Source organism: Alicyclobacillus hesperidum subsp. aegles, assembly GCF_027923525.1.
GTDB classification, from domain to species: Bacteria; Bacillota; Bacilli; order Alicyclobacillales; family Alicyclobacillaceae; genus Alicyclobacillus; species Alicyclobacillus aegles.
In genome coordinates this window covers 1-302 of sequence record NZ_BSBJ01000027.1, presented here as the reverse complement: position 1 = coordinate 302, position 302 = coordinate 1, and the positions used below count along the sequence as shown (strand labels likewise).

The window sequence follows — 302 nt, the reverse complement described above, 5'->3', positions numbered from 1 at the left end:
GCATATGAAATGACCTTGCAACCTGGTAACCGAGGATTGGAACAGGTGACATGACGGAAGTCATGGACGGTGAAGTTAGGAAGAGCGCACGGAGGATGCCTAGGCGCCAAGAGCCGAAGAAGGACGGGGCGAACACCGAAATGCCACGGGGAGCTGTACGCGAGCATGGATCCGTGGATGTCCGAATGGGGGAACCCACTAGCGGGAAGCGCTAGTACCGGATGCTGAACACATAGGCATACGGAGGCAACCGAGGGAACTGAAACATCTAAGTACCTCGAGGAAGAGAAAGCGAACGCGAT

General features: G+C 55.6%; 1 rRNA gene. It reads left to right on the top strand.

Features of this window, described 5'->3' with window-relative positions:
* Window positions 1-68: 68 nt before the first annotated feature.
* Window positions 69-302: ribosomal RNA gene (locus tag QMF38_RS09525) — 23S ribosomal RNA — on the top strand; the annotation flags it as partial.